The following is a 21,137-nucleotide window of genomic DNA, read 5'->3' on the forward strand; positions in this document are numbered from 1 at the left end:
CTTCAGGAGCCCCGTGTGACGAGACCCACCAGCCGCGATGTCGCCGGCGCAGCCGGGGTCTCCCAGGCCACCGTCTCCCTCGTCCTCGGCGGCAAATGGCGCGGCCGCGTCTCCGAACGCACCGCCGCCCTCGTCCGCGAAACCGCCGACACCCTCGGCTACCGCCCCAACCTCGCCGCCCGCAACCTGCGCCTCGGCAGCACCCGCACCGCCCTCCTCGTCGTCCCCGCCCTCACCAACGAGTTCTTCGCCCGCGTCTACACCGGCGCCGCCCGCATCGCCTCCGACCACGGCTTCGGCGTCGTCCTCTACCCCTCCCCCGACGGCACCGGCCCCGCCCGCGACCCCTTCCCCTCCGCCCGCGCCGCCCTCGACGGAGTCATCGCCTCCTCCATGGCCGCAGCCGCCCTCGACGCCATCGGCGGAAACGGCGGCAACGGACTCCCCCTCGTCATGCTCGACAGCGACCCCACCGCCGGCCAGGCCGCCGCACACGTCAACCTCGCCATGGCCGACGGCATGCGCCAGGCCGCCGAACACCTCCTCGGCCTCGGCCACCGCCGCATCCTCCACCTCGCCGCGGACATCGACACCTGGACCTTCCACATCCGCGCCGAAGCCCTCGCCGCCGTCCTCGGCCCCCACGCCGAGCTGCGCACCGCGCGCGCCGCCCTCACCGTCGCCGACGCCCTCACCGCCACCGAGGCCGCCCTGACCGCCCACGGCCCGCGTCCCACCGCCATCGTCTGCGACGACGACATCCTCGCCGCCGGCGCCTGCAAGGCCGCCCGCCGCCTCGGCCTGCGCGTCCCCGAGGACCTCTCCGTCACCGGCGTCGACGACCTCGCCCTCGCCACCGCCGTCGAACCCGAACTGACCACCGTCCACCTGCCCGCCGAACGCGTCGGCGAACAGGGCATGGCCGCCCTCCTCGCCGTCCTCGAAGGCACCCCCTGGACCGCCCCCGACATCCCCGTCGAACTCGTCGTCCGCGCCTCCACCGCACCGCCCCCGCCGACCCGGCCCTGACACACGAAACCGCCCCGACCCGCCTCCTCACAGGGAGACGGACCGGGGCGGCGTCGTACGGGGAAGCACTCCTACTCGGAGTCCTCCGGCGCCTCGTCGTTGGAGACGGCATCGGCCTGCGCCGCCGCCGGAACGTCCGGCTCCAGCAGCCGCGACAGCTGCCGGCCCCGGATCCGCTTGAACTTCCGCTGCTGCGCCCGCGTCCGGTCCAGCACCGCGACCTCCAGCCGCTCGGCCGGGATCGTCTTGTCCGCACCGTTCGCCTGGCTCGACAGCGCCTGCACCGCCAGCTTCAACGCCTCGGCCAGCGTCATCCCGTCCCGGTGGCGCTGGTCCAGGAACGTGCTGATCTGCTCCGCATTGCCGCCGACCGCGACCGAGCCGTGCTCGTCCACGATCGAACCGTCGTGCGGCAGCCGGTAGATCTGGTCCCCCGCGGCGGTCGTACCGACCTCCGCCACGACCAGCTCCACCTCGTACGGCTTCTCACCGGCGCTGGAGAAGATGGTGCCCAGCGTCTGCGCGTACACGTTCGCCAGCCCACGGGCCGTCACATCGTCGCGGTCGTAGGTGTATCCGCGCAGATCCGCGTACCGCACACCGCCGATCCGCAGGTTCTCGTACTCGTTGTACTTGCCGGCGGCCGCGAAGCCGATCCGGTCGTAGATCTCGCTGAACTTGTGCAGCGCGCGGGACGGGTTCTCGCCGACGAACACGATGCCGTCGGCGTACTGCAGCACGACAAGGCTGCGGCCGCGGGCGATGCCCTTGCGGGCGTATTCCGCCCGGTCGGCCATCGCCTGCTGCGGGGAGACGTAGAACGGAGTCGACACCGGCTGACCGTCCCTTTCTTCTGGGCTCCTGAGGGGCTGTGACTGATCAGAGCAGGGCGGCGCGCGGGCCGTCCGGCTCCTGGAGGCGGCGGTCGGTGACCGTGCGGGCGAGAGCCTGGGACTCCTCCTCGGTCAACCGCCGGAAGCCCTCGTCGGTGATGACGGTGACGATCGGATAGATGTTGCGGTAGAGGTCCGGACCGCCGGTCGCCGAGTCGTCGTCGGCCGCGTCGTACAGCGCCTGCACGACCAGCGTGGTGGCCTGCTCCTCCGTCAGGTCCGCGCGGTAGAGCTTCTTCATCGAGCCCCGCGCGAAGATCGAGCCCGAACCGGTCGCGGCGTAGCCGTGCTCCTCGGAGCGGCCGCCGGTCACGTCGTACGAGAAGATCCGGCCCTTCTCCTTGGCCTCGTCGTAGCCCGCGAACAGCGGCACCACGGCGAGCCCCTGCATGGCCATGCCCAGATTGCTCCGGATCATGGTCGAGAGCCGGTTCGCCTTGCCCTCGAGGGAGAGCGTCGCGCCCTCCACCTTCTCGAAGTGCTCCAGCTCCAGCTGGAACAGCTTCACCATCTCCACGGCCAGGCCGGCGGTGCCGGCGATGCCGACCGCGGAGTACTCGTCCGCCGGGAACACCTTCTCGATGTCCCGCTGCGCGATCATGTTGCCCATCGTCGCGCGGCGGTCACCGGCGAGGACGACCCCGCCGGGGAAGGTGGCGGCCACGATGGTCGTGCCGTGCGGCGCCTCGACGATTCCCTCCGGGAGCTGCCGGTTGCCGGGCAGCATCTCGGGCGCGTGCGCACCCAGGAAGTCCATGAAGGACGACGACCCCGGCGTCAGGAAGGCTGCCGGCAGACGCCCTGTGCCACGAGTGTTGGGTTCCACAGGTTTCCTTCCACGTAAGCGGCTGCACGCCTTATGACGTCCGGCCGATCCTTGAACTGCCCCAGGGCTGCGTTGCAGCTGAAACACAGTACGCCTCGGACTTTACCCGTCTCATGATCGTGATCCACATGCTCTGCCGGACCTATCTGGCAGATCACGCAGACGCCGCCCTGAGCAGCGATCATTTCGTCGCGTTCGGCTTCGGTGATGCCGTACTTGCGCTTGAAGTAGCTCGCTCGATTCCGCTGGGCCCGGCACTCCTTGCAATAGCTGGACCAGCCGTCGGAGCTCGTCCGGTTCGGCTCCCACTCGGAGTGGGGCTTGATCTCCCCGCAGTCAGGGCACCGCTTGTGGCCGGACGGCACGGGAATCTTGACCCGCACCGTCCGTCCCGCGGCCTCCTGGCGCGCCTTGTAGTGCTCTGCCTGGCACTCCCGGCAATACGCCTGGAGGCCGTCCCTCATCGAGCGGTTGCTCGCAAATGCCTCGTGAGGTTGTACGCGCTTGCATCGAGAGCAGCGCTTCATGCCTTCCGGCACGTTCTCGGCCACAGCCCCCCGCACCTTCGATTCGAAGGTCAATAAGCCTAAGCGGCCCTCACTGACCACCCTTTTGGACGAATGACCTCACGAAATCCTCGGCGTTCTCCTCCAAGACGTCGTCAATTTCGTCGAGGACGGAGTCGACGTCGTCGGAGAGCTTTTCCTGTCGCTCCTTGAGGTCGGACTGTGCTTCCGCGGCCTGCTCCTCGACCTCCTCGGTCGAGCGAGTGGCCTTCTGCTGTCCGCCGCCGGTGTCCTTGGTCGCCATGTCTACCTCACCCCGCTCGGTTCGCACGCTCGTGACGAGGGACCCCGGGATCGGGATCCCTCAAGATCAGACCCTACGTCGGACCCTACAAGGAGGGCCCGGGGTTCGTCCCCGCACTTTCATAACGTCCGGGTGTTCCCATGATTCCCGGGGGCGGGGACTTTCAGGCCCCTGCTGCGCCCCGGAAGTGTGCTCAGTCCACTGCGGTCAGTTCCCGCTCAGCACCCGCACCAGGTCCTCCGCCGTGCGGCAGCGGTCCAGGAGCTCCTTGACGTGCTTGCGGGTACCCCGCAGGGGTTCCAGCGTCGGCACCCGCTGGAGCGAGTCCCGGCCCGGGAGGTCGAAGATCACCGAGTCCCAGGAGGCCGCGGCCACGTCGTCCGCGTACTGCTCCAGGCACCGGCCCCGGAAGTACGCCCGGGTGTCCTCCGGAGGCTTTCCGGCGGCCCGCTGGACCGCGGACTCCTCCACCAGCCGCTTCATCTTCCCGCGGGCCGCCAGGCGGTTGTACAGCCCCTTCTCGGGCCGTACGTCCGCGTACTGCAGGTCCACCAGGTGCAACCGGGCGGCGTCCCAGCCCAGGTTGTCGCGCCTGCGGTAGCCCTCCAGGATCTCCCGCTTGGCGATCCAGTCCAGCTCCCCCGAAAGGCTCATCGGGTCGCTCTCCAGCCGGCCCAGGACGTCCTCCCAGCGCGCGAGCACGTCCTTGGTCTGCTCGTCCGCGTCGGAACCGAAGCGCTCCTCCACGTACTTCCGTGCCAGCTCGAAGTACTCCATCTGCAGTTGTACGGCGGTCAGGGTGCGGCCGCTGCGCAGCGTGATCAGGTGGCGCAGGTCCGGGTCGTGGGAGACCTGGTGCAGGGTGCGGACGGGCTGGTCGACGGCCAGGTCCACGGTGATGAACTGGTCCTCGATCATGGACAGGACCAGGGCCGTGGTACCGAGCTTGAGGTAGGTGGAGATCTCGGAGAGGTTGGCGTCGCCGATGATCACGTGGAGGCGGCGGTACTTCTCGGCGTCGGAGTGGGGCTCGTCGCGGGTGTTGATGATGGGCCGCTTGAGGGTGGTCTCGAGGCCGACCTCGACCTCGAAGTAGTCGGCGCGCTGGCTGATCTGGAAGCCGTGTTCGCGGCCGTCCTGGCCGATGCCGACGCGGCCGGCGCCGGTGACGACCTGGCGGCAGACGAAGAAGGGCGTCAGGTGGCGCACGATCTCCGAGAAGGGGGTTTCCCGCTTCATCAGGTAGTTCTCGTGCGTGCCGTAGGAGGCGCCCTTGTTGTCGGTGTTGTTCTTGTAGAGGTGGATCGGCTGGGCACCGGGCAGCTGGGCGGCCCGTACGGCGGCCTCGGCCATGATCCGCTCGCCGGCCTTGTCCCACAGGACGGCGTCCAGGGGGTTGGTGATCTCCGGGGAGCTGTATTCGGGGTGGGCGTGGTCGACGTAGAGGCGTGCGCCGTTGGTCAGGATGACGTTGGCCAGGCCGATGTCCTCGTCGGTGAGCTGGCTGCTGTCGGCGGCCTCGCGGGCGAGGTCGAAGCCGCGGGCGTCCCGCAGCGGGTTCTCCTCCTCGAAGTCCCAGCGGGCGCGTCGCGCCCGGTGCATCGCCGCCGCGTAGGCATTGACGATCTGGGACGAGGTGAGCATGGCATTGGCGTTCGGGTGACCGGGGACGGAGATCCCGTACTCCGTCTCGATTCCCATTACTCGCCGTACGGTCATGCGGCCCTCCTTGCCCGGCGGCGCCCCCGTTCGGGAGCGGCGCTCAAGTACCGCTGGTGGTCCGGTGCGGTGCGTGTGCGGTGCCCGTCCCCGCACTGCGGATGCGGCGGTACGGATGAGCCTAGAACCACTCCACGACCGGTGGGGAGATCATTTCCGTCATTGACTTCGCCCTGTCACGGCCGAAAGCGGTCGGTAAAGCAGTCGGCTGCGGGTGCCCGGTGAGGGCACCCGCAGCCGCCCTCGGATCAGAGGTACTGACCTGTGTTCGCCACCGTGTCGATGGAGCGTCCGGTGTCCGCGCCCTGCTTTCCGGTGACGAGGGTGCGGATGAATACGATCCGCTCGCCCTTCTTTCCGGAGATCCGGGCCCAGTCGTCGGGGTTGGTGGTGTTGGGCAGGTCCTCGTTCTCCTTGAACTCGTCCACGCATGCCTGGAGGAGGTGGGAGACGCGCAGGCCCTTCTGGTTGTGCTCGAGGAAGGCCTTGATGGCCATCTTCTTGGCCCGGTCCACGATGTTCTGGATCATGGCTCCGGAGTTGAAGTCCTTGAAGTAGAGGACTTCCTTGTCGCCGTTGGCGTACGTGACCTCGAGGAAGCGGTTCTCCTCGCTTTCGGCGTACATCTGCTCGACGACGGTCTGGATCATGCTGTGGACGGCGACCTCGGGCGAGCCGGAGTGCTCGGAGAGGTCGTCGGCGTGCAGCGGGAGGGATGCCTTGAGGTACTTGGCGAAGATGTCCTTCGCGGCCTCGGCGTCCGGGCGCTCGATCTTGATCTTCACGTCGAGTCGGCCGGGCCGCAGGATGGCCGGGTCGATCATGTCCTCGCGGTTGGAGGCGCCGATGACGATGACGTTCTCCAGGCCTTCCACGCCGTCGATCTCGGCGAGGAGCTGCGGGACGATGGTGTTCTCCACGTCCGAGCTGACGCCGGATCCGCGGGTGCGGAAGAGGGATTCCATCTCGTCGAAGAAGACGATGACGGGAGTGCCCTCGCTCGCCTTTTCGCGGGCGCGCTGGAAGACGAGGCGGATGTGCCGCTCGGTCTCGCCGACGTACTTGTTGAGGAGTTCGGGGCCCTTGATGTTCAGGAAGTAGGACTTCCCGGCGGACTGCCCGGTCACCTCGGCGACCTTCTTGGCAAGGGAGTTGGCGACGGCCTTGGCGATGAGCGTCTTGCCGCAGCCGGGCGGGCCGTAGAGCAGGATGCCCTTCGGCGGGCGCAGTTCGTGTTCCTTGAAGAGGTCGGGGTAGAGGTACGGGAGCTCGACCGCGTCGCGGATCAGCTCGATCTGGTCGCCCAAGCCGCCGATCTTGTCGTAGTCGATGTCGGGGACCTCTTCGAGGACGAGGTCCTCGACCTCGCTCTTGGGGACCACCTCGTAGACGTAGCCGGAGCGCGGTTCGAGGAGCAGGGCGTCGCCGGGGCGGATGGTGATGTCCAGCAGCGGCTCGGCGAGCCGTACCACCCGTTCCTCGTCGGTGTGGCCGACGACCAGGGCGCGCTCGCCGTCCTCGAGGATCTCCTTGAGGGTGACGATGTCCCCGGCCCGTTCGAACTCCATGGCCTCGACCACGTTCAGGGCTTCGTTGAGCATGACCTCCTGGCCGCGCCGGAGGTCTTCCGGGGCGACGCCGGGGCTGACGTTCACGCGGAGCTTGCGGCCGCCGGTGAAGATGTCGACGGTGCCGTCCTCGTTCGCCTGCAGGAAGACACCGAATCCGGCCGGCGGCTGTGCGAGCCGGTCGACTTCCTCCTTGAGTGCGACGATCTGGTCGCGGGCCTCACGGAGGGTATTTGCCAGTCGTTCGTTTTGTGCGGAGACGCCGGCCAGGTTTGTCTGGAGCTCGACGATCCGCTCTTCGAGAATCCTCGTGTGTCGCGGAGAGTCGGCGAGCTTACGTCGCAGGACGGCGATTTCCTGCTCGAGATAGGCAACCTGGCCGGCGGGGTCGTCGGACCCCCGCCCCGGCCGGATGCCGCGGTTGATGTCGTCGTCGTGGGCTGCCACGGTCCTCACCTCCTCCAAGGGGAGCTGGACGCTTCCTGACCCTACCTGGGCTGGTGGTGATTGAAACCCCTAGATCACAAAGACGGTAGGGGTGTGTCCGATCTTCACCCTTGCGTACTCCCTCACGCCAGGGAAATACCCACCCTTCAACATCGGAAAGCGGCCGGTTGTAAGGTCGAGGCGTTCAACACCCGCCAGGGCTGGCGCGACTTGCCGCGCGGAGATGGCGGGAACGGATCACTCAGGGCAGGGAACGGCAGGAGATATGACCGTGCAGCAGGAGGCAACCGCCGGGGGCGCTGCCGGCGCCGGGCAGGCAGGCGAGTCGCTGGAGGTCTGGATCGACCAGGACCTGTGCACCGGCGACGGGATCTGCGTGCAGTACGCGCCGGAGGTGTTCGAGCTGGACATCGACGGTCTGGCGTACGTGAAGAGCCCGGAGGACGAGCTGCTGGTGGACCCGGGGGCGACCACTCCGGTTCCGTTGCCGTTGCTTCAGGACGTGGTGGATTCGGCGAAGGAGTGCCCGGGCGACTGCATCCACGTGAGGCGCGTTTCGGACGGTGTCGAGGTGTACGGCCCGGACGCCGAGTAGCGGTTCAAACACTCCGGGCGTCTGAGTTCGTCAGCTCCTGGCGGAATTTTCCGCCGGTCCAGCGCCACTTGGCGAGCTGTTTCACGTCGGGGCTGTAGCGGGGCACCTGGGGCGAGGAGTAGCCCAGGAGGTGCGCGGTGACGATTCCGTCGCGCACGGTGAGGTCGGTCGCGGTCTGTCGGCGGCCGGCTTCGAGGAGGGTGGCGACGATGCGGGGGCGGGCGCCCGGGGTCTTGTCCTGGGCCAGGACGTAGAGGGTGTGGGGCGGGGTGCCGGAGCCGGCGTCGCAGCGGACGGCGGCGACGGTTTCGGGGCGCCCGTCGCCGTCGAGGTCGCCCTCGGCGGTGGCGGTGACGGCCACCGGCAGGCCTTTGCAGTCCAGCGGGTAGGTGACGTCGGCGGCGTCGGGGGCTTTGGCGCGCGGGGAGTCGGGCGCTCCGGGGCCGGCGGCCGGTGCGGAGGCGGCTGCGGGGTCGGCGGCGGTGGCGTCGGGCTGGAGGAGTCCCGCGCCGGCTATGACGGCGGCCATGGCGGAGGCGGTGGCGAGCCAGTGGACGGGCCGGGGGGTGCTGTGGGCCAGTTCGGCGGCGAGTTCCGGCGCGGCGGTGCGGTGCTGCACGCGGGGTGTCTCCTGTACGGGGGTGACGGGGAGCCAGCATCGTGCCACACCTCACACCGAGGTGGAACGGGCGGGTCCGCGCCGGGGCGGTCGGCACCCGGACAACGAGAAGGCGCTGCGGTGCAGTTCCCGCCGGGTTCGGGGGAACTGCGCCGCAGCGCCTGTGCGTTGCCTGGGGGGTGGTCCGGGCGGCTGGTGGTCAGCCGCGGTCGCCGGAGCGTCCGGAGCCCGAGCCGGGAGCTGTGCTACTCCCGCCCGCCCGGCCCTGTGTAGTCCTCGCCGTAGGCGCCCTTGGCCGGGCGGCGCCGACGCATGGGGGGCTCGACGCCGTCCGCGAGGCGGCGGGCGGTGACGAGGAAGCCGGTGTGGCCGATCATCCGGTGGTCGGGTCGGACGGCGAGGCCCTCGACGTGCCAGTTGCGGATCATCGATTCCCACGGCTGCGGTTCGGCGAAGCAGCCGATTTCGCGGATGGACTCGACGGTCTTGGACAGCTGGGTGGTGGTGGCCACGTAGCAGCAGAGGATGCCGCCGGGGACGAGGGCCTTGGAGACGGCCTCCAGGCATTCCCAGGGGGCGAGCATGTCGAGGATGACGCGGTCGACGTCGGTGTCGGACAGGTTGTCCTGGAGGTCGCCGACCGTCAGCTGCCACGCGGGGTGCGGGCCGCCGAAGTAGCGCTCGACGTTGTCCTTGGCGATCTCGGCGAAGTCCGCGCGGCGCTCGTAGCTGTGGAGCATGCCCTGGTCGCCGATGGCGCGCAGCAGGAAGCTGCTCAGGGAGCCGGAGCCGACCCCTGCTTCCACGACGCGGGCGCCGGGGAAGATGTCGGCGAAGGCCAGGATCTGGCCCGCGTCCTTGGGGTAGACCACGGCGGCGCCGCGGGGCATGGACAGGACGTAGTCGGGGAGCAGGGGGCGCAGCGCGAGGTACGCGACGTTCCCCGTGGTACGGACAACACTGCCCTCGGGAGCGCCGATCAGCTCGTCGTGCGGGAAGGAACCCTTGTGGGTGTGGAAGTTCTTCCCGGCTTCGAGCGTGAACGTGTAGTGGCGTCCCTTGGGGTCGGTGAGCTGGACCTGGTCCCCGACCTTGAAGGGCCCGCGACGGCGGGCGGCACCGGTCGGTTCGGACATGTGACCAGTGTATTGGCTTCAGGAGCGGGGCCGTGCCATGGCCTTCACGAAGGCCTTTTCGACGTCGAGGGCGGAGAGGACGCCGTAGACCTCGCCGGCTGGTTCGAGGACGAGGTATTCGGTGGCGGGGGTGGCGCGGAGGTGGTCGAGGAGTTCTTCGCCGGCGAGCTCTGCGGAAACCTTCATTCCGTCGGTGAGGTCCTGGGCGAGGGTGCTGACGGCGATCCAGGGGCGGCGGTGTTCGGGGACGGAGGCGAGGGCGCTCTCGCGGACGATGGCGGTGGGTTCGCCGTGGCCGTCGACGACGACGATGGCGCGGGCGCCGTAGGCGTTGGCGCGGCGCAGGGCTTCGGAGAGGGGGGTGGTGTTCTCGACGGGGACGGCGCGGCGGGTGAGGGTGCGGGCGCGCAGTTCGGGGAGGTGTTCGCGCAGGCGGGCCATGCGCAGGCTGTTGCCGGCGCCGGTCCAGATGATGGCGGCGAGGATGGCGGCGAGGAGGGCGTCCATGACGGTGTCCATGCCGCCGATCTCGTCGGTTCCGCTGCCGAGGACGCCGGTGTGGGTGAGCAGGGGCAGGCCGAGCAGGACGGTGACGGCGAGGCCGCGGCCGACCCAGGCGGCGGCGACGGTGCCGGTCATCGGTTTGCCGGTGATGCCCCAGATGACGGCGCGGAGCATGCGGCCTCCGTCGAGGGGGAGGCCGGGCAGGAGGTTGAAGGCGGCGACGAGCAGGTTGGAGATCATCAGGCCGGCGAGGAGGACGCCGGGGACGGTGGCGGGGTCGACGGCGTTCATCCCGAGGTAGAAGGCGCCGGCGAGGAGGAGGGAGAGCAGGGGGCCGACGAAGGCGAGGACGAATTCGCGGCCGGGGGTCTCGGATTCCTTCTCGATCTCGGAGACGCCGCCGAAGAACCGGAGCTGGATGCGGCGTACGGGCAGGCGGAAGCGGAGGGCGGCGACGGTGTGGGCGAGTTCGTGGACGAGGACGGAGGCGTAGAAGGCGACGGCGAAGAAGAGGGAGACGAGGTAGCGGGCGGGGCCGAGGTCGGGCAGGACGCGGTCGAGCCGGTCGCCGAAGACCCAGGTGATGAGGGCGGCGACGAGGAACCAGCTGGGCGAGACGTAGACGGGTACGCCGAAGGGGCGGCCCATGAGGAGTCCGCCGCCCGGTCCGGGGCGTTTGCCCGCGCGCTCGCCGGTGTCGTCGGTGTCTGCCACGGATGTCCTTCGTTCGGTGCTGTCCGGCGGGTTGCGGCCGGCGGGTTCTTCCAGTGTGGTCCACGGGCACGCCGGGTGCGGCGGGGGCTGCGCGGTAGCGCGGTGTGATGCTCCGATCATGCAGTGCGAGGGTGCTCGGCGTCGATGGTATGTGCGTGGGTGTCCGTGGCGGGCCGTAGGGTTTTGTGCATGACGACGAGCCCCGGTCCCCTGTCGGGCGCGGCGGAGACCGGTGTGGCGCCGGCTGCGCTCGCGCCTTCTTCGCTGTCGCCCTCGCGTGCGAGCGATTTCATGCAGTGTCCGCTGCTGTACCGGTTCCGGGTGATCGACCGGCTGCCGGAGAAGCCCAGTGCGGCGGCGACGCGGGGCACGCTGGTGCACGCGGTGCTGGAGCGGCTGTTCGACCATCCGGCGCAGGAGCGGACGGCGGTGCGGGCGAAGGCGCTGGTTCCGGGGCAGTGGGACCGGCTGCTGGAGGCGAAGCCGGAGCTGTCGGAGCTTTTCCCGGGCGGCGAGGAGGGCGCGGCGGGGCTGGCGGGCTGGCTGGCGGAGGCCGAGGCGCTGGTGGAGCGGTGGTTCACGCTGGAGGATCCGACGCGGCTGGAGCCGGTGGAGCGGGAGTTCTTCGTCGAGGCGGAGCTGGAGTCGGGGCTGCGGCTGCGCGGGATCATCGACCGGGTGGACGTGGCGCCGACGGGCGAGGTGCGGATCGTCGACTACAAGACGGGCAAGGCGCCGCGGCCGGAGTACGCCGAGGGTGCGCTGTTCCAGATGAAGTTCTATGCGCTGGTGGTGTGGCGGCTGAAGGGTGTGGTGCCGCGGCGGCTGCAGCTGGTGTATCTGGGCAGCGGGGACGTGCTGACGTACGACCCGGTGGTGGGGGACCTGGAGCGGGTGGAGCGCAAGCTGCTGGCGCTGTGGGAGGCGATCGAGGAGGCGACGGCCAGCGGGGAGTGGCGGCCGCGGCCGACGAAGCTGTGCGGCTGGTGCGACCACCGGGCGGTGTGTCCGGAGTTCGGCGGGACTCCCCCGGCATATCCTCTGATGATCATGCCGAGGGCGGCTGCCGGAGAGGCCCGTCCGGCGGAGTCCTGATCATCCGGTCAGGGCAGAATGGGTGGCGTCCGCCGTGCCGCCGTACGAATTCGAGGTGTCCCCCGTGGCGATCCGCGTCCTGCTGGTCGACGACCAGCCGCTGCTGCGCACCGGTTTCCGGATGATCCTGGAGGCCGAACAGGACCTGGCGGTGGTCGGGGAGGCCGGCGACGGCCTGCAGGCGCTGGAGCAGGTGCGGGCGCTGCAGCCCGACGTGGTGCTGATGGACATCCGGATGCCGCGCATGGACGGGGTGGAGGCGACCCGGCAGATCACGGGTCCGGGGCGGGACGGTCCGGCGAAGGTGCTGGTGCTGACCACGTTCGACCTGGACGAGTACGTGGTGGAGGCGCTGCGGGCGGGGGCCAGCGGGTTCCTGCTGAAGGACGCTCCGGCGAACGAGCTGGTGCAGGCGATCCGGGTGGTGGCGGGCGGCGAGGCGATGCTCGCACCGAGCATCACGCGGCGGCTGCTGGACAAGTACGCGGGGCACCTGCCGTCGGGCGAGCAGAGCGTCCCGGACACCCTCGGCTCGCTGACCGAGCGGGAGGTCGAGGTGCTGAAGCTGGTGGCGCGGGGGCTGTCGAACGCGGAGATCGCGGCGGACCTGTTCGTGAGCGAGACCACGGTGAAGACGCACGTGGGGCACGTGCTGACGAAGCTGGGGCTGCGCGACCGGGTCCAGGCGGCGGTGTACGCGTACGAGAGCGGTCTGGTGCGGCCGGGGGCCCCGCAGTAACCGCCGGGTTCGGATACGGGTCCGCCCCGGCACCCTTCGCGGGTGCCGGGGCGGACCTGTGTCCGGGGCGGCTGAGCCGAAGGGGCGCGCCGTGCTCCCAGGGTCCTCGCGCGGAAGAACGCGAGGAACGAGCGTTCTGAGCACGTGGACGCTGGGAGCACGGCATCCGGCGCCCCGGAGGCGAAGCCGCCCGAAAAAGGGGGGCGTCAGCCCTTGCTGATCTCCCAGAAGCGGAAGACGGTGGAGGCGTCCAGCGACCACTGCAGGCCGGTCACGTTCTGGCGGGTGACCGCGTACTGCTTGCCCTGCCACAGCGGCAGGATCGGGACCTCGTCGGCCACGATGTCCTGCAGGCGGGTGTAGTCGGGGCTGGCCGCGGTGCGGTCGGACTTCGAGGAGGTCGCCGGGATGATCGTCCCGGTGATCTCCTTGTTGTCGTAGTTGTTGCTCAGGACGTTGTTCGGCCCGAAGAACGGCTGGGTGAAGTTGTCGGCGTCCGGGTAGTCGGGCACCCAGCCCTTGACGTAGACGCCGTACTTGCCGGCCTCGATGTCCTTCTCGTACTGCTCGTACTCGACGGACTTGACGTCGGCCTCGAACAGGCCGCTGTCGTTGAGCTGCTTGGCGATGAGCGCGATCTCCTGGTCCGTCGCCGGGCCGTAGCGGGCGGGCGTCGAGTACAGGGTGATCTTCACCTTGTCCTTGATGCCGGCCGCGCGCAGGACGGCTTCGGCCTTCTTCGGCTGCGGCGAGCCGCCGTAGCGCTCGAAGAAGGGGGTGGTGTGCGAGCCGATGCCGGCCGGGACGATGGAGTACAGCGAGGTCGCGGTGCCCTCGTAGACGTCCTTGACGAGCGCCTCGCGGTCCACGAGGAAGGCGATGGCCTTGCGGACCGGGAGCTTGCCGGCGGTCTCGTCCTTGACGTTGAAGACGAGGTGGTGGACCTCGGCGCCGGTGCCCTGGACGACCTCGATCTTGTTGTTGCCGGTCTTGGTGGAGGACAGGCTGGCGATGTCCTTGGCGGCCAGGCCGCGGAAGGCGAAGTCGACGTCGCCGCTCTCGAGGACCTTCTTCAGGGCGGCCTGGTCCTGGTTGAAGAACTTCAGCGTGACGCCGGTGTTCTTCGCCTTGGCCTTGCCGCTGTAGGAGTCGTTGACCGAGAAGTTGGCGCTCTTGTCGTTGATGGAGTCGAGCTTGTAGACGCCGGAGCCGATGGCCTTGCCGTCGGTGCGGAGCTTGTCGGCGGGGTACTCGGCGTGGTCGACGATGGAGCCCGCGCCCGAGGCGATCTTGCTGGGGAAGGTCGCGTCGGACGTCTTGAGGCGGAAGACGACGGTCTTCTCGTCGGGGGTGTCGATGCCGGCGATCGAGGACAGCATGACGGACGGGCCGTTGGCGTCGTTGATCTTCAGCGTGCGCTCGAAGGAGAACTTGACGTCCTGCGAGGTGAGGGCGTGTCCGTTGGAGAACTTCAGGCCCGGGCGCAGGGTGCACTTGTACACCTTGCTGTCGCTGCCGTCGAAGGCGCAGGACTGCGCGGCGTCGGGCTCGGGGATGGTGCCGCCCTTGGGGAAGCTCAGCAGCGACTGGAAGACGTTGTTGAAGAGCAGCCAGGAGCCCGGGTCGTAACCCGAGGCGGGGTCGGTGGACTTCACCTTGTCGGATATGCCCATGACCACGCCCTTGCCGCCTTCTGCGGCCGGGCCATCGGTCGAACCGCAACCGCTGAGCAGCGCGGCGGCGGTGGCTGCGCCGAGCGGGGCTGCGAGCCACTGGTTACGTCTCATCACGCGAACGTCCTTATCGGTCTTACTGAATCGTTGCGCCGGCCTGCGACACCCGCCGCCGGTCCTGCCGGTCTCAGCCGCTTACGCCTCGGCCGAGCTCCCACAGCTGGAGGTCGGAGATGGCGTTGACCGACCACTCCACTCCGGTGATCCCGTCGCGTGCGGCGACGTACTGCTGGCCCTGCCACAGCGGCAGGACGGGCACGTCCTCGGCGACGATGTCCTGCATCTCCGTGATCGCGGGGGCGGCGACGTTGCGGTCGGCGGCCTTGCGGGACTCGGGGATGAGCTTGGTGCGCACCGTGGTGTTGACGTACGGCGTGCCCAGGAAGTTGTCCTGCTCCAGGAAGGGAGCGAGGAAGTTGTCGGCGTCCGGGTAGTCGGGGAACCAGCCGAGCCCGTAGGCGGCGTAGTCGCCCTTCTTCTGCGCGGGCCGGAACTCGGTCCAGTCGTTGCCCTGGACGGTGATGTCGAACAGCTGGGTGGAGTTCAGCTGGTTCTTCAGGACCTCGAACTCGGCGGCCGTGCCGTCGCCGTAGTGGTCCTTGGTGTAGTTCAGCGTCAGCTTGACCGGGGTCTTGATGCCGGCGTCCCTCAGCAGCTGGGCGGCCTTGGCGGTGTTGGCGTCGCCGTACTTGTTGCGGAAGGAGTTGACGTGGCCGGTGACGGTGGTGGGGACCAGCGAGTACAGCGGCTGGGCGGACTTGCCGTACACCTTGGAGATGAGGGCGCTGCGGTCGACCGCGGCGGCGAGGGCCTGGCGGACGGCCTTGTCCTTGACGGCGGGGGCCTCGGTGTTGAAGCCGATGTAGCGGATCTCCAGGCCGGGCATCGGGACCAGCTTGACGCCCTTGGGCGGGTTGGCGGAGAGCTCGGTGATCTGGGCGGGCGACAGGGTGCGCGAGACCATCTGGATGCGGCCGTCGCCCAGCGCCTTGACCATGGCGGCCGAGTCGTCGAAGGTGCGCAGTTCGATCTTGTCGTTCTGCAGCTTGAGGTCGCCCTTGTAGTTCGGGTTCTTGCTGAACACCGCGCGGACGAGGTGGTTGCCCTTGACCTCGGCCTTCATCGTGTACGGGCCGGAACCGTCGACGGCGAAGCCCTCGCGCAGCTTCTTGGCGTCGTAGGTCTTCTGGCTGACGATGCCGGCGGCCGGGGTGGAGAGCTTGTACGGGAACGTCGCGTCGGGGGTCTTCAGGTGGAAGACGACGGTGTCGGCGCCCTTGACCTCGACGGTGTCGAGGGTGGACAGCAGCGAGGAGGGGCCGTTCTCGGCGTTGATGGCCAGGACGCGGTCGATGGAGAACTTGACGTCCTTGGCGGTGAGGGGCTCGCCGCTGGCGAACTTCAGGCCGGGGCGCAGGGTGCAGCGGTAGCTCTCGTTGCTGCTGTCGGTGAAGTGGCAGGCGGAGGCCGCCTCGGGGACGGGCTGGCCGCCGCCGCGGGGGGTGTGCATCAGGGTCTGGACCGTCTGCCGCAGGACGTTCCAGGCTCCGGCGTCGTAGGCGTACGCCGGGTCGAACGGTGCGGGGGCGTAGTCCGCCGCCTCGTACCGGTCGGTGGTGCCGACGACGATCGCTCCGGTTCCCGCTCCTCCGCCCGTCGCGCTGCCGCAGGCGGCGAGCGAGGGGGTGAGCAGTCCGGCCGCGGCCGTCAGCACCAGGGTCTTGCGGTTCATGCTGGAAGTACTCCCTTGACCGGCACTTGTTCAAAGCGGCGTAGAGGGCACTCGCGGCGGTCGCCCGTTCAGGGCGGAACGATCGGGCCGGTTTTGTGACGATCGGTCCACACGGTCCCGGCACAGGTGTGAGTGTCCGGGACTGCTGCGGTGCGCAGTGCCCGCGTCGACATTAGTGGCCTTGGGGGGGATGGCTTGAACTGGCAGGACTTGGGGTGTAATCGCACGGTGATGGGAGCGGACTGCCTGTCAGGGCCGGGGTCGTCGCAGATGCGGGCAGGAGATCACCAATCCGGACACAAGGGAACCCTGCGGGGTGCCTGTACAGGTCCGTAGGGGGCTTTGCAGGTGACAAAGGTCACCCGACTCAACTGCCACGGAAAGGATGGAATTTCGGCCCCCGCCCCAAAGAACGGAAGATCCTTCCGCGGGATTCCCATGGAACGGGGGTTCCGTTCGGCACGCAGCGTGTGCGGTCAGTTCATCGGAGTGATGAGCGAGCGCAGGAACGGAAGGTCGACGTCCTCCAGGGAGCGCACGACGGTCCGGCCGGGGGCGGGCGGGATGAGGCCGACCGAGGGGACGGCGACGACCCGGCAGCCGGCGGCCTCCGCCGCGGCCACGCCGGTGGCGGTGTCCTCGATGACGGCGCACCGCGAGGGGTGCGCGCCGAGGGTGCGGGCGGCCAGCAGGTACGGGTCGGGGTGCGGCTTGGTGCGCGGGACCTCGTCGCCGGCGACGGTCATGGCGAAGCGCTCGGGGCCCAGGGAGTGCAGGATCCGGTCGATGACGCGGCGGTGCGAGGCGGAGACGAGGGCGGCGGGCACGTTGTGCCGGGCCAGCTCGGACAGCAGCCGTTCGGCGCCGGGCATGAGCGGGACGCGGTCGGCGATGCGGGCCTCGAAGCGCTCGTTGAGCAGCACGGTGAGCTCGGTGAGGTCGATGTCGGCGCCCGTGGCCTCGATCAGGAAGCCGGCGCTGCGGGTCATGGGGCCGCCGACGACGATGTCGCGCCAGGCCTCGTCGAGCCGGTGGCCCATCTCGGCGAAGACGTCGACCTCGGCCTCCCACCAGAAGCCCTCGGTGTCGACGAGGGTGCCGTCCATGTCGAGCAGCACCGCCTGGAGGGCCGAGCCGTCGGCCGTGCGGGTGACGGAGACGGGAACGGTGCTGGTCATGCGCACACCTCTCGTAGGGAGCGAGAAGGCCGGCCGCCTTCCCGCGGGGCGTTTCCCCCGGGGAGCAGGCGACCGGCCTGTATGGGACCGACCAGTGTACGTCGATCAGGCTCAGCGTGCGTTGAAATACTTCGCTTCGGGGTGGTGGATGACGATCGCGTCGGTGGACTGCTCCGGGTGGAGCTGGAACTCCTCGGAGAGGTGGACGCCGATCCGCTCGGGCCGGAGCAGGTCGGCGATCTTGGCGCGGTCCTCCAGGTCGGGGCAGGCGCCGTAGCCGAGGGAGAAGCGGGCGCCGCGGTACTTGAGGTCGAACATGTCCTGGACGTCGGCCGGGTCCTCGCCGCCGAAGCCGAGCTCGGCGCGGACGCGGGCGTGCCAGTACTCGGCGAGGGCCTCGGCGAGCTGGACGGACAGGCCGTGCAGCTCGAGGTACTCGCGGTAGGAGTCGGACTCGAAGAGCTTGGCGGTGGCCTCGCCGATCTTCGAGCCGACGGTGACGACCTGCAGGCCGACCACGTCGGTCTCGCCGGACTCCTCCGGGCGGAAGAAGTCCGCGAGGCAGAGGCGGCGGCCGCGGCGCTGGCGCGGGAAGGTGAAGCGGGTGCGCTCGTTGCCCTGCTCGTCCAGGAGGATCAGGTCGTCGCCCTTGGAGACGCAGGGGAAGTAGCCGTAGACGACGGCCGCTTCGAGGAGGTTCTCGGTGTGCAGCTTCTCCAGCAGGCCGCGCAGGCGCGGACGGCCTTCGCCCTCGACGAGCTCCTCGTACGTGGCGCCGCCGGCGCGGGCCTGCTTCAGGCCCCACTGGCCCTTGAACAGGGCGCCCTCGTCCAGCCAGGAGGCGTAGTCCTTCAGCGGGATGCCCTTGACGACGCGGGTGCCCCAGAACGGCGGGGTGGGGACGGGGTTGTCGGTGGCGACGTCGGAGCGGCCGCCCGGCTCCTCGGGCTCCTCCACGGTCGGCAGCGGGGTGTCGCGCTTGGGGACGCGGCGCTGCTTGAGCTCGGGCAGGGCGGCGCCGGGGACGCCGCGCTTGACGGCGATCAGGGCGTCCATCAGGCGCAGGCCCTCGAAGGCGTCGCGGGCGTAGCGGACCTCGCCCTCGTAGATCTCGTGCAGGTCCTGCTCGACGTACGCGCGGGTGAGGGCGGCGCCGCCGAGGATGACCGGGTAGTCGGCGGCCAGCTTGCGCTGGTTCAGCTCCTCCAGGTTCTCCTTCATGATCACGGTGGACTTCACGAGGAGGCCGGACATGCCGATGACGTCGGCCTTGTGCTCCTGGGCGGCTTCCACGATCGCGGAGACGGGCTGCTTGATGCCGATGTTGACGACGTTGTAGCCGTTGTTGGACAGGATGATGTCGACGAGGTTCTTGCCGATGTCGTGGACGTCGCCGCGCACGGTGGCGAGCACGATGGTGCCCTTGCCCGAGGCGTCGGACTTCTCCATGTGCGGTTCGAGGTAGGCGACCGCGGTCTTCATGACCTCGGCGGACTGCAGGACGAACGGCAGCTGCATCTGGCCGGAGCCGAAGAGCTCGCCGACGACCTTCATGCCCTCCAGGAGGGTGTCGTTGACGATGTCGAGGGCGGGGCGGGCGGTGAGGGCCTCCTCGAGGTCCGCCTCCAGGCCGTTCTTCTCGCCGTCGATGATGCGGCGCTGCAGGCGCTCCTCCAGGGGCAGGGCGAGGAGCTCCTCGGCGCGGCCGGCCTTGAGGGACTTGGTGTTGACGCCCTCGAAGAGGGCCATCAGCTTCTGCAGCGGGTCGTAGTCGCCCTCGCGCCGGTCGTAAATGAGGTCGAGGGCGGTGGCGACCTGCTCCTCGTCGAAGCGGGCGATCGGCAGGATCTTGGAGGCGTGGACGATGGCGGAGTCCAGGCCGGCCTTGACGCACTCGTCGAGGAAGACGGAGTTCAGCAGGACGCGGGCGGCCGGGTTCAGGCCGAAGGAGATGTTGGACAGGCCGAGGGTGGTCTGCACGGCCGGGTGGCGGCGCTTGAGCTCGCGGATCGCCTCGATGGTGGCGATGCCGTCCTTGCGGGACTCCTCCTGGCCGGTGCAGATGGTGAAGGTGAGGCAGTCGATGAGGATGTCGGACTCGTTGATGCCCCAGTTGCCGGTCAGGTCGGCGATGAGCCGTTCGGCGATGGCGACCTTGTGCTCGACGGTGCGGGCCTGGCCCTCCTCGTCGATGGTCAGCGCGATGAGGGCCGCGCCGTGCTCCTGGGCCAGACGGGTGACCTTGGCGAAGCGGGACTCGGGGCCGTCGCCGTCCTCGTAGTTGACGGAGTTGATGACGGCGCGCCCGCCGAGCTTCTCCAGGCCCGCCTGGATGACGTCGACCTCGGTGGAGTCCAGCACGATCGGCAGGGTGGAGGCGGTGGCGAAGCGGCCGGCCAGCTCCTGCATGTCCGCGACGCCGTCGCGGCCCACGTAGTCCACGCACAGGTCGAGCATGTGCGCGCCCTCGCGGATCTGGTCGCGGGCCATCTCCACGCAGTCGTCCCAGCGGGCCTCCAGCATGGCCTCGCGGAACTTCTTGGAGCCGTTGGCGTTGGTCCGCTCGCCGATCGCCATGTACGAGGTGTCCTGGCGGAAGGGGACCGTCTGGTACAGCGAGGAGGCGCCGGGCTCGGGGCGGGGGTCGCGGGCGACCGGGGCGGTGCCGCGGACGCGCTCGACGACCTGGCGCAGGTGCTCGGGCGTGGTGCCGCAGCAGCCGCCGACCAGGGAGAGGCCGTACTCGCGGACGAAGGTCTCCTGGGCGTCGGCGAGCTCGGCGGCGGACAGCGGGTAGTGCGCGCCGTCCTTGCCGAGGACGGGCAGGCCGGCGTTGGGCATGCAGGACAGCGGGATCCGCGCGTTGCGGGCCAGGTAGCGCAGGTGCTCGCTCATCTCGGCCGGGCCGGTGGCGCAGTTCAGGCCGATCATGTCGATGCCGAGGGGCTCCAGGGAGGTCAGCGCGGCGCCGATCTCGGAGCCGAGCAGCATGGTGCCGGTGGTCTCGACGGTGACGGAGCAGATGAGCGGGACCGAGACGCCGAGCGCCTCCATGGCGCGCCGGGCGCCGATGATGGAGGACTTGGTCTGCAGGAGGTCCTGGGTGGTCTCCACCAACAGGGCGTCGGCGCCGCCGGAGATCAGGCCCTCGGCGTTGACCTGGTAGGCGTCGCGGATGGTGGTGTAGGCGATGTGGCCGAGGGTGGGCAGCTTGGTGCCGGGGCCCATGGAGCCCAGGACCCAGCGCTGCTGCCCCGTCGAGGCGGTGAACGCGTCGGCGGCCTCGCGGGCGATGCGGGCGCCGGCCTCGGACAGCTCGAAGTTGCGTTCGGGGATGTCGTACTCGGCCAGGGCCGCGAAGTTCGCCCCGAACGTGTTCGTCTCCACGCAGTCCACACCCACCGCGAAGTACGCCTCGTGGACCGAGCGCACGATGTCGGGGCGGGTGACGTTGAGGACCTCGTTGCAGCCCTCGAGCTGCTGGAAGTCGTCGAGGGTGGGCTCCTGGGCCTGGAGCATCGTTCCCATGGCTCCGTCGGCGACGACCACCCGGGTGGCGAGCGCCTCGCGGAGGGCGTCGGCCCGGGTCTGGGTGTCTGCGGGCGGGTTCGGCAACGAGGCCATGAGAGCTCCCTGGGATGCGACGGCTGTCGGCTTTGCTCCCTTGCTGAATCAAGGGTGCACGCGGTCAGGGTAACCGCGCCTCGGCAACCCCGGTGAGGGCCGTCCACGTGGCGGACTGCATCCTGTGCGCGGGGGCGCGGCACGGGGGGTTCCGGCCGACATCGGCCTGAACAGTT

At 69.6% G+C, this 21,137-nt stretch carries 17 protein-coding genes; 4 read left to right on the forward strand and 13 right to left on the reverse strand.

The genetic code is table 11. From position 1 onward, the window contains the following. The first annotated feature begins 15 nt into the window (after positions 1 to 15). Positions 16 to 1,029 (forward strand): LacI family DNA-binding transcriptional regulator, encoded by a 1,014-nt coding sequence (locus AB0F11_RS17745; RefSeq protein WP_362174090.1) that lies wholly within the window; start codon positions 16 to 18, stop codon positions 1,027 to 1,029. Positions 1,030 to 1,100: 71 nt separating this feature from the next. Here AB0F11_RS17745 and prcA read toward each other — a convergent pair whose 3' ends face one another. From prcA to arc, 6 genes are all read right to left on the reverse strand, one after another. Then, positions 1,101 to 1,862, reverse strand: coding sequence for a proteasome subunit alpha (prcA, locus tag AB0F11_RS17750; protein WP_362174093.1), 762 nt, complete (start codon positions 1,860 to 1,862; stop codon positions 1,101 to 1,103). Positions 1,863 to 1,908: 46 nt separating this feature from the next. After that, positions 1,909 to 2,748 (reverse strand): proteasome subunit beta, encoded by an 840-nt coding sequence (gene prcB, locus AB0F11_RS17755; protein WP_362174096.1) that lies wholly within the window; start codon positions 2,746 to 2,748, stop codon positions 1,909 to 1,911. Further along, the gene (locus tag AB0F11_RS17760) at positions 2,700 to 3,275 is read right to left on the reverse strand and encodes an endonuclease VII domain-containing protein (protein ID WP_362174306.1); all 576 of its coding nucleotides are present in this window, start codon (positions 3,273 to 3,275) and stop codon (positions 2,700 to 2,702) included. The genes prcB and AB0F11_RS17760 overlap by 49 nt, the downstream gene beginning before the upstream one ends. A gap of 70 nt (positions 3,276 to 3,345) precedes the next feature. Continuing rightward, entirely contained in the window at positions 3,346 to 3,558 is a 213-nt protein-coding gene (locus tag AB0F11_RS17765) for a ubiquitin-like protein Pup (RefSeq protein ID WP_042803062.1), read from the reverse strand. 207 nt (positions 3,559 to 3,765) lie between these two features. Further along, positions 3,766 to 5,277 (reverse strand): depupylase/deamidase Dop, encoded by a 1,512-nt coding sequence (gene dop, locus AB0F11_RS17770; protein ID WP_362174098.1) that lies wholly within the window; start codon positions 5,275 to 5,277, stop codon positions 3,766 to 3,768. A 248-nt stretch (positions 5,278 to 5,525) separates the two neighbouring features. Continuing rightward, the gene (gene arc, locus AB0F11_RS17775; RefSeq protein ID WP_362174101.1) at positions 5,526 to 7,292 is read right to left on the reverse strand and encodes a proteasome ATPase; all 1,767 of its coding nucleotides are present in this window, start codon (positions 7,290 to 7,292) and stop codon (positions 5,526 to 5,528) included. Between the two features lie 265 nt (positions 7,293 to 7,557). On the opposite strand from arc, the gene AB0F11_RS17780 reads away from it, so the two are divergent. Next, positions 7,558 to 7,887, forward strand: coding sequence for a ferredoxin (locus tag AB0F11_RS17780; RefSeq protein ID WP_362174104.1), 330 nt, complete (start codon positions 7,558 to 7,560; stop codon positions 7,885 to 7,887). Positions 7,888 to 7,891: 4 nt separating this feature from the next. On the opposite strand, the gene AB0F11_RS17785 is transcribed toward AB0F11_RS17780, so the two are convergent. The 3 genes from AB0F11_RS17785 to AB0F11_RS17795 form a co-directional block, all read right to left on the reverse strand. After that, positions 7,892 to 8,416, reverse strand: coding sequence for a hypothetical protein (locus tag AB0F11_RS17785; protein WP_362174309.1), 525 nt, complete (start codon positions 8,414 to 8,416; stop codon positions 7,892 to 7,894). A 335-nt stretch (positions 8,417 to 8,751) separates the two neighbouring features. Then, the gene (locus tag AB0F11_RS17790) at positions 8,752 to 9,642 is read right to left on the reverse strand and encodes a tRNA (adenine-N1)-methyltransferase (RefSeq protein ID WP_362174106.1); all 891 of its coding nucleotides are present in this window, start codon (positions 9,640 to 9,642) and stop codon (positions 8,752 to 8,754) included. A gap of 18 nt (positions 9,643 to 9,660) precedes the next feature. After that, positions 9,661 to 10,980 carry a site-2 protease family protein gene (locus AB0F11_RS17795; protein WP_362174109.1) on the reverse strand — a complete coding sequence of 440 codons (1,320 nt, stop codon included), beginning with the start codon at positions 10,978 to 10,980 and terminating at the stop codon, positions 9,661 to 9,663. 69 nt (positions 10,981 to 11,049) lie between these two features. Between AB0F11_RS17795 and AB0F11_RS17800 the strand changes: the two genes are divergently transcribed. Both AB0F11_RS17800 and AB0F11_RS17805 read left to right on the forward strand, forming a co-directional pair. Then, a complete protein-coding gene (locus AB0F11_RS17800; protein WP_362174112.1) occupies positions 11,050 to 11,955 on the forward strand; it encodes a RecB family exonuclease in 906 nt (301 codons plus the stop codon). A gap of 64 nt (positions 11,956 to 12,019) precedes the next feature. Beyond that, positions 12,020 to 12,694 carry a response regulator transcription factor gene (locus AB0F11_RS17805; protein ID WP_362174115.1) on the forward strand — a complete coding sequence of 225 codons (675 nt, stop codon included), beginning with the start codon at positions 12,020 to 12,022 and terminating at the stop codon, positions 12,692 to 12,694. 206 nt (positions 12,695 to 12,900) lie between these two features. Here the strand turns inward: AB0F11_RS17805 and AB0F11_RS17810 are convergent, their stop codons facing one another. The 4 genes from AB0F11_RS17810 to metH form a co-directional block, all read right to left on the reverse strand. Then, positions 12,901 to 14,481: an ABC transporter substrate-binding protein gene (locus AB0F11_RS17810; protein ID WP_362174117.1), complete on the reverse strand. Its 1,581-nt coding sequence runs from the start codon at positions 14,479 to 14,481 to the stop codon at positions 12,901 to 12,903. Between the two features lie 73 nt (positions 14,482 to 14,554). Then, positions 14,555 to 16,159 carry an ABC transporter substrate-binding protein gene (locus AB0F11_RS17815; RefSeq protein ID WP_362174120.1) on the reverse strand — a complete coding sequence of 535 codons (1,605 nt, stop codon included), beginning with the start codon at positions 16,157 to 16,159 and terminating at the stop codon, positions 14,555 to 14,557. Between the two features lie 476 nt (positions 16,160 to 16,635). Continuing rightward, positions 16,636 to 17,337, reverse strand: coding sequence for an HAD family phosphatase (locus AB0F11_RS17820; RefSeq protein ID WP_362174123.1), 702 nt, complete (start codon positions 17,335 to 17,337; stop codon positions 16,636 to 16,638). A gap of 111 nt (positions 17,338 to 17,448) precedes the next feature. Continuing rightward, on the reverse strand, positions 17,449 to 20,961 hold the full coding sequence (gene metH / locus AB0F11_RS17825) for a methionine synthase (protein WP_362174126.1): 3,513 nt from the start codon (positions 20,959 to 20,961) through the stop codon (positions 17,449 to 17,451). Between the last annotated feature and the right edge of the window lie 176 nt (positions 20,962 to 21,137).

Source organism: Streptomyces sp. NPDC032472, assembly GCF_040636955.1.
Lineage (GTDB): Bacteria > Actinomycetota > Actinomycetes > Streptomycetales > Streptomycetaceae > Streptomyces.

What these genes read in the sequence shown, in the direction of transcription:
- AB0F11_RS17760 (WP_362174306.1), bottom strand. Translation starts at nt 3,275, where the DNA reads ATGAAGCGCTGCTCTCGATGCAAGCGCGTACAACCTCACGAGGCATTT.
- AB0F11_RS17780 (WP_362174104.1), top strand. Translation starts at nt 7,558, where the DNA reads ATGACCGTGCAGCAGGAGGCAACCGCCGGGGGCGCTGCCGGCGCCGGG.
- metH (WP_362174126.1), bottom strand. Translation starts at nt 20,961, where the DNA reads ATGGCCTCGTTGCCGAACCCGCCCGCAGACACCCAGACCCGGGCCGAC.
- AB0F11_RS17800 (WP_362174112.1), top strand. Translation starts at nt 11,050, where the DNA reads ATGACGACGAGCCCCGGTCCCCTGTCGGGCGCGGCGGAGACCGGTGTG.
- AB0F11_RS17790 (WP_362174106.1), bottom strand. Translation starts at nt 9,642, where the DNA reads ATGTCCGAACCGACCGGTGCCGCCCGCCGTCGCGGGCCCTTCAAGGTC.
- AB0F11_RS17820 (WP_362174123.1), bottom strand. Translation starts at nt 17,337, where the DNA reads ATGACCAGCACCGTTCCCGTCTCCGTCACCCGCACGGCCGACGGCTCG.
- AB0F11_RS17785 (WP_362174309.1), bottom strand. Translation starts at nt 8,416, where the DNA reads ATGGCCGCCGTCATAGCCGGCGCGGGACTCCTCCAGCCCGACGCCACC.
- AB0F11_RS17815 (WP_362174120.1), bottom strand. Translation starts at nt 16,159, where the DNA reads ATGAACCGCAAGACCCTGGTGCTGACGGCCGCGGCCGGACTGCTCACC.
- AB0F11_RS17765 (WP_042803062.1), bottom strand. Translation starts at nt 3,558, where the DNA reads ATGGCGACCAAGGACACCGGCGGCGGACAGCAGAAGGCCACTCGCTCG.
- dop (WP_362174098.1), bottom strand. Translation starts at nt 5,277, where the DNA reads ATGACCGTACGGCGAGTAATGGGAATCGAGACGGAGTACGGGATCTCC.
- AB0F11_RS17795 (WP_362174109.1), bottom strand. Translation starts at nt 10,980, where the DNA reads ATGATCGGAGCATCACACCGCGCTACCGCGCAGCCCCCGCCGCACCCG.
- AB0F11_RS17810 (WP_362174117.1), bottom strand. Translation starts at nt 14,481, where the DNA reads ATGAGACGTAACCAGTGGCTCGCAGCCCCGCTCGGCGCAGCCACCGCC.